Source organism: Bacillus sp. NH11B (assembly GCF_001884205.1).
GTDB classification, from domain to species: Bacteria; Bacillota; Bacilli; order Bacillales; family Bacillaceae_G; genus Bacillus_A; species Bacillus_A proteolyticus.
Map to the genome: position 1 here is coordinate 131,205 of NZ_MAOG01000066.1, position 6,200 is coordinate 137,404.

Consider the following 6,200-nt stretch of genomic DNA (forward strand, 5'->3'; position numbering starts at 1 on the left):
TTAATTACGAAGAAAAGATTCACACAATCTTTACATTAGAATCGTTCCTTTTGCTTTACTCCCTCTTGTATAATGCACTTAGAAAAACATTCTCGGAGGTCATTTTGGAAAATAACAAATACACTTTTCACACATTATTAGAGATTTTTCTCGTCTCATTTAAATTAGGACTTACTTCATTTGGTGGCCCTGTCGCCCATCTCGGCTATTTCCACCACGAATACATACAAAAAAGAAAATGGATGGATGAAAGAAGCTATGGAGATTTAGTAGCACTATGCCAATTCCTCCCTGGTCCTGCTAGCAGTCAAGTCGGTATGGGGATTGGATTACTAAGAGGTGGATTATTAGGAGCTATTATTTCATGGATTGGATTCACTTTACCGTCTGTGCTTGTTTTGGTTTTCTTCGCCTCGTTCCTTAATCAGTTTAATCTTGGAAGTACTGGCTGGATTCACGGGCTAAAACTTGTAGCAGTCTCCATTGTTGCTCATGCCATATGGGGAATGGCGCAAAAATTAACGCCAGACCGAAATCGTGCGACGATTGCGATTGTAACTGCCGCAATCGCCTTATTATGGCCAAGTAGCTGGACACAAGTCATCCTCCTTATAATATCGGGCTTTATCAGCTGGTTTTTATATCGTAACCAACCAATTAGCCAATCTCAAAATATAAAAGTACCTATTTCAAAAACAATAGCAGTTTCTTGTCTCGTCTTATTCTTCGGACTATTACTACTGCTACCAATATTAAGACCGTTCTCTTATTACATCGCTTTATTTGATAGTTTCTATCGCTCTGGTGCACTTGTATTTGGCGGAGGACACGTCGTACTTCCTCTTCTTGAAAGTGAGTTTGTACAAAACGGGATGATGACAAAAGAACAATTTCTGGCTGGATACGGATTAACACAAGCAGTACCAGGACCACTCTTTACATTTGCCTCTTATATAGGAGCCACGCTAAATGGAACCGCCGGAGCAGTTGTTGCAACAATCGCGATTTTTCTTCCTGCCTTCCTGCTCGTTATTGGCGTCTTACCATTTTGGGACAGTGTAAGGAGAGTATCCTACATACAAGGCGCACTACTTGGAGTGAATGCAGCCGTTGTCGGTATTTTACTAGCAGCTTTTTATGATCCAATCTGGACGAGTACAATTATGAATTCTGTGGATTTCGTTTTTGCTTCTCTTCTATTTTGCTTACTCGCTTTTTGGAAAACACCGCCTTGGGTTATCGTTATACTCGGAGCCTTCGGCGGATATATTCTATCCATTTTGTAAACCTAAAAAAACGACGGCCCTATTTAGCCGTCGTTTTTTCTATTAAAACTTCACAAGCTCCATTCCCTCTGGCAGCTCACTCTCCGTTAAAATATGCAACTCTTTCACACGATCCATTACGTAAGAAGAACGCTTCACAAGCTCTGGATCAATAAAAGCTGGATGCACCATAATTTCTATCGTTTGTTCATCCTGTACTCTTTCTTTTAACTTCACAAAGTAATCTTCCGTTACACCGTCAGCGTAAAAATCACTATAAAACACATCTGAAAATGGGCGCACCGCTCGCTCTTCCTCACAACGACGAATTGGAACATTGTATTTACTTGCTAATCTCTCAAGAACGTCGTGTAAAAGCGGTAATCCATGCACGTGATGATGACTATCTAAATGAGTTGGTGTTAAACCGTAAGACAAAAACTTCTCAATTTGAGCAGTCCATTCTTTTTCTACCTCTTCTGGATTTATATTTCCTTCCCATACAACACTTTGTTTATGAAACAATCCATCGCTACCTACAAGTGATGGTACGTCTCCACGAAGTGGTTCTCCTGCCGTTAATACGAGATGAACTCCTACTCCTAACGTTTTATACTCTTTCGCTAAGCTTACAGCATGCTCTGTCCCTGGCATATTCATCATCATCGTCGTTGAATTTACAAGCCCATTTGTATGTCCATCAATAATGCCGTAATTTGTACCTTCTGTAAGACCGAAATCATCTGCATTTACAATTAGCTTAATCATCGTAATACCCCCTACTAGAATTAAAAAAAGCGGGCTAAATAGCGCCGCCTTTTATTTCTCTATCTTTTTAAAGAATTGTGGAAGATGCTCTTTATGTGCTTCCAACATTTCATCTAAAATTTGTTTTGCAACTTTATCTGATGGTACAAGTGGATTAATTGTCATAGCAAGCAGCGCTTTATGATAATCCCCTGTAACAGCAGCTTCAATTGTTGTGCGCTCGAATGATTTAATTTGTTGTACTAAACCGTGAACTGGTACCGGAAGATCTCCAACTGCAATTGGTTTTGGACCTTCTTTCGTAATAATACAGTTCACTTCAACAGCAGAATCATGTGGTAAGCTTGCAATTGTTCCGTTGTTTCGTGTATTAACAGGCTGGATATCACCTTTATTGTTGTAAATAGACGTAATTAAGCTACACGCTGCGTCACTATAATAAGCGCCGCCACGTTTTTCTAATTGTGGTGGTTTAATATCTAAGTTCGGGTCTTTATATAACTCGAATAAATCATCTTCTAATTGTTTTACTACTTCTGCACGTGTACCTTTTTCAACCGAAGCTTCTTTCTCTTCTTCTAACATTTCACGTGTTTTGTAGTAATAACGATGGTATGGACATGGAATTGCACGAAGGCCGCGAATAAAGTCTGGCTCCCAGTTAAGCGCTGCAATATTTTCCATCGTAATTTGCTTTTCTGGATCTGTTACAAGCTCTAACACACGATCCATTACACTTACGCCATCTAAATATACATCTAGTCCGTATACCATATGATTTAAACCTGCGAAATCAACGTGGACACGACTTGCATCTACTTCAAGTAATCTTGCAAGACCCATGCGAATTCCGATTGGAACGTTACATAGACCTACTACTCTTTGAATATTTGTATAACGAAGAACAGCTTCTGTTACCATACCAGCTGGGTTCGCAAAGTTAATTAACCATGCATTCGGACAAAGCTCCTCCATATCTTTACAAATATCTAAAATAACAGGAATCGTTCTCAATGCTTTGAATAAACCACCAGGACCATTCGTTTCCTGACCGATTACATCATATTTTAACGGAATTGCTTCATCTTTTGCACGTGCTTCTAATAAACCAACGCGAAGCTGCGTTGTTACGAAGTCAGCACCCTTTAATGCCTCGCGGCGATCAAGCGTTAAATGAATATCGATTGGTAAACCCGATTTTTTCACCATACGTTTCGCTAAGTTACCAACGATTTCTAACTTTTCTTTTCCTGCCTCAATATCCACTAACCAAATTTCACGAACAGGAAGCTCATCATAACGCTTAATAAATCCTTCAATTAACTCTGGTGTATAACTAGATCCACCGCCGATTGTAGCAATTTTAATTCCAGTCATGCTTTATTCCCCTTTCGCTCCTAACTTTTTATAAAGGTCAATAAATTCTGCTGCCAACTCTTTTACTGTAATCGCATTCATTAAATGATCTTGTGCATGAATTAAAAGAACACTAATCTCTGTTTTTTCTCCTCTTGCTTCTGATTGTATGAGCTCTGTTTGGAAATGATGCGCTTCATTAATCGCTTCTTTCGCCTTTACCATCGCTTCATCAGCTTCTGCCATTTTCCCCTGTTTGGCAAATTGAAGTGCCTCCATTGCAAAGCTTCGTGCATTACCACTATTTAAAATTAATTGAAATGGAATTTGTTCTGCTGTAGTCATCATAATTACCGCCCTCTCTATTATGGTTCAACCGATTTAAATACCCCTTCAGTTTGAACATTTCTATTAAATTATTATGTTATGAATGATAGTTTGGTGTTCTTGAAGATGGGTCTCATCTTTCTGAACATGATATAAAGGTAATTGTTCTCACAGATAATGTTATCTGTGAGAACAATCTCTAATGTTACATAGGTACAGAGTTGTTATTTCCTTGCGTTGCTGCTTTTTCAGTACGAACAACTGAACGGTCACATAACACAACGAATGGATAATAGATTACCATCGCAATTACAAAGTTGAATAACTGTAGAATTGCACCTGAAATATGTCCACCTGTTACAAGATAACCACTAATAATTGGTGGTGTTGCCCATGGAATCATCACAACTGTTTTTGGTACCCAACCAATAGATATAGCTGTATAAGAAGTAATTACTAATACAATTGGTGTTAGGATAAACGGTAAGAATAAAATCGGATTTAAGATAATTGGTGTACCAAAGATTACGGGTTCATTAATGTTGAATGCACCTGGACCAATTGATAAACGAGATACACCGCGTAATTGTGCACTTTTTGCTACAAGTAATACCACTACTAAGAACGCTAATGTTGCACCAGAACCACCAAGATATACAAAAGTATCAAAGAATGGTTTTGTAATAATATTTGGAACATCAAATGCAGATGTACCACCTTGGAATAACTTCATGTTTTTCTCTAATGCCGGTAAGTATAATGGCTCAATAATACCACCAACGATATTTGGACCATGTAAACCGAAGAACCAAAGAAGATGAACAAGGATTACAATGACAATTGCACTTGGTAATGTCCCCGCTAAACTTTGCAGTGGTGATTGAATCGTATTAAAGATAAATTCATGAACACTTGTACCAGCTAATTTCACTGCTAATTGAATACCTGCAACTACTGTTAAGATAACAAATGCTGGAACTATAGCTGCGAAAGATCTTAAAACTGCTGGTGGTACTCCATCAGGCATTTTAAAAGTAATGTTTCTTTGTACAAAGAAACGGAATACCTCAGTAACAAGGAGTGCCACAATAATTGCTACGAATAACCCTTGTGCACCTGTCCAAGCTAAGTTCAATCCGCCTTCTTTCGGTGTTGTTGGCGTAAGAATAATTAACGCACCAAATGAAATAATACCTGCTGACAAACCATCAACGCCGTAAGATTTTGCTAAGTTATAACTTGTTGTAAATGCTATGATTAGTGCTAGAATTGCGAAAGAACCAGTCCACATTCCACCGCCAACTTGTTTCCATGTTTCACCAAACAAACCTTTCATGAAATCTTGGAAAGCTTCAGATGGAAAACCATTAATTAGTGATGCCAGTGCACCAACTAAAATAAGTGGCATAACTGCAATAAATCCATCACGGATCGCAGCTAAGTGACGTTGCGATCCGATTTTACCAGCGACAGGAACAATATATTTCTCCATGAATGCAATAAATTTTTGCATTTCGCTTCCCCCCTAATTATTTTTTAAGTGTCAATGCGTGATCTAAAACTGCTTCTCCATTCATCATGCCGTAGTGCATTGGATTAATAACATCGATTCCAACGTTTCTCTCATCAGCAAGCGTTTTCATTGAAGAAAGCATGTAACGAACTTGTGGTCCTAGTAATAATACATCTGCTTGATCGATATTCGTTTTTACTGCATCCCCAGATACAGCCCAAATCTTTCCTTCTAGACCGCGAGCTTTTGCAGCCGCTTCCATTTTTGTAACTAGTAAACTTGTAGACATCCCTGCTGAACAACATAATAAGATATTCATTTATAAATCCCCCTTGTGTGGTATAAAAAATTTATGTTTTTTATTTTTCTTTACGCTTTTTATTAATGCAATTACCGTGCCAACTTTTTAAAACGCCTAAAATCAGCGTTTTTTCGAGCAATTTATTTGCGTGTTACCGCTTTCAATTAGTGTGTCACCCAAAAAACACACAGTGTGTTATAAAACAACACGCTTTTAACACATAACTGTATGAAAATAGATTAGTGTTTAGTTGTCTAGTTGGGTTTAAAACAAAAAAACACTAAATTTTTTTTAAAACGTGAAAATATAATAGCGAAAAATATAATATTTCGACTCAAATCAAAAACAAATACCTATTCAAGACACTCGTCTAGCTATTGTCCAGTCAAACTCTATTGAATTACATAAAATAGAATAAAATAAAGTATTTTGAAAGGGGATTCCAATGCCAAAGCATCGAAAAAAGAATAGAATGAAGATTCACAGAATACAGTTTCAAAATAAATGGTATAAAAAAGAAGAAGATTCCGATTTAAATTCAGACACGTATAAACTAGACAAACAGAACACTGAAGATACGCACGACAACCAAGACAAACAGGACAAACAAGACAAGCAAGATAAACAAGACAAGCAAGATAAACAAGACAAGCAAGATAAACAAGACAAG

The 6,200-nt window shown here is 37.6% G+C and carries 6 protein-coding genes and 1 pseudogene; 2 read left to right on the forward strand and 5 right to left on the reverse strand.

Translation table 11 applies throughout. The annotated features are described in order from the left end of the window. Window positions 1-104 precede the first annotated feature (104 nt). On the forward strand, window positions 105-1,286 hold the full coding sequence (locus BAU27_RS10830) for a chromate transporter (RefSeq protein ID WP_071770875.1): 1,182 nt from the start codon (window positions 105-107) through the stop codon (window positions 1,284-1,286). Between the two features lie 42 nt (window positions 1,287-1,328). On the opposite strand, the gene chbG is transcribed toward BAU27_RS10830, so the two are convergent. From chbG to BAU27_RS10855, 5 genes are all read right to left on the reverse strand, one after another. Continuing rightward, window positions 1,329-2,033 (reverse strand): chitin disaccharide deacetylase, encoded by a 705-nt coding sequence (gene chbG / locus BAU27_RS10835; protein ID WP_071770876.1) that lies wholly within the window; start codon window positions 2,031-2,033, stop codon window positions 1,329-1,331. A 51-nt stretch (window positions 2,034-2,084) separates the two neighbouring features. Beyond that, window positions 2,085-3,410 carry a 6-phospho-beta-glucosidase gene (gene celF, locus BAU27_RS10840; RefSeq protein WP_071770877.1) on the reverse strand — a complete coding sequence of 442 codons (1,326 nt, stop codon included), beginning with the start codon at window positions 3,408-3,410 and terminating at the stop codon, window positions 2,085-2,087. A gap of 3 nt (window positions 3,411-3,413) precedes the next feature. After that, window positions 3,414-3,737, reverse strand: coding sequence for a PTS lactose/cellobiose transporter subunit IIA (locus BAU27_RS10845; RefSeq protein ID WP_071770878.1), 324 nt, complete (start codon window positions 3,735-3,737; stop codon window positions 3,414-3,416). A 184-nt stretch (window positions 3,738-3,921) separates the two neighbouring features. Continuing rightward, window positions 3,922-5,229, reverse strand: coding sequence for a PTS cellobiose transporter subunit IIC (gene celB / locus BAU27_RS10850; RefSeq protein WP_071770879.1), 1,308 nt, complete (start codon window positions 5,227-5,229; stop codon window positions 3,922-3,924). Between the two features lie 16 nt (window positions 5,230-5,245). Further along, window positions 5,246-5,548, reverse strand: a complete 303-nt coding sequence (locus BAU27_RS10855) for a PTS sugar transporter subunit IIB (protein ID WP_001023569.1) — start codon at window positions 5,546-5,548, stop codon at window positions 5,246-5,248. A gap of 427 nt (window positions 5,549-5,975) precedes the next feature. Between BAU27_RS10855 and BAU27_RS10860 the strand changes: the two are divergent. Further along, window positions 5,976-6,200, forward strand: a pseudogene (locus BAU27_RS10860) (polyamine aminopropyltransferase); the annotation flags it as partial.